The 913-nt window shown below is 69.2% G+C and carries 1 protein-coding gene; it reads right to left on the bottom strand.

The window, feature by feature from the left end; all coding sequences use genetic code 11:
* Window positions 1–148: 148 nt before the first annotated feature.
* Window positions 149–913, bottom strand: a 765-nt coding sequence (locus tag JMF90_RS38645) for a Fic family protein (protein WP_201326504.1), incomplete at its 5' end; no start/stop codon positions are given.

Here is a 913-nt window from a genome sequence, read left to right as displayed (position 1 = left end):
AATCCGCCGCGCCGCCGGCGCAGACGCAGGCGCGCGCGGCACGCAGGAAATAGCCGGGCAGCGCCGGCTGACTGCATCACGTCGATCGGCAGCGTCTTGTCGAGCCTGTCGTGCCACGCGTGGCTCGTTTTCGGAGCCGGCGACGACGTCACCCGTCGAACGGCACCAGCTCGTAACTCGTGCTGCGGCCGCCGGACGCCGAGCGACGCAGCATGCCCTGCTCGACGAGCTCCGTGATGTCGCGCAACGCCGTGTCCTGCGAGCATTTCGCGAGGGCCGCCCACTTGGTGGTCGTCAGCTTGCCTTCGAAGCCGTCCAGCAGGCGATTCATCACCTTGACCTGGCGTTCGTTCATCGCGACGCCCGCGCACCGCTGCCAGAAACGCGCCTTGATCAGTACCGCATCGAGCGTCGTGTGCGCATGATCGATGGCCCGGCCCAGCGTATTCAGAAACCACGCGAGCCACTCCGTGACGTCGAGCGAGCCGCGCTGCGTGCGCTCCAGCACGTCGTAATACGCGTTGCGCTCGCGCTGGATCTGCGCGGACAGGCTGTAGAAACGCTGCGGGCTTCGGTCCGCGCGCGCCAGCACCAGATCGCCGAGCGCGCGTGCGATACGACCGTTGCCGTCGTCGAACGGGTGGAGCGTGACGAACCACAGATGGGCGAGCCCGGCCCGGATCAGCAACGGTTCGGCCGGCGGCGCGTTGAGCCACGCGAGAAAACGCCCGATCTCGTCGGGCACGCGTGCGGCCGGCGGCGCCTCGAAATGCACGCGCTGGCGGCCGATCGGCCCGGAAACCACCTGCATCGGCCCGCTCGCATCCGTGCGCCAGCCGCCGACCGTGATGCGCGACAGCCCCGAGTAGCCGGTCGGAAACAGCGCGGCATGCCACCCGAACAGCCGCGCTTC

This window comes from Burkholderia sp. E168m23, from assembly GCF_016586125.1.
GTDB classification, from domain to species: domain Bacteria; phylum Pseudomonadota; class Gammaproteobacteria; order Burkholderiales; family Burkholderiaceae; genus Burkholderia; species Burkholderia orbicola.
Note: the sequence above shows the minus strand (reverse complement) of the source record. Positions and strands in the feature narration are given on the sequence as shown.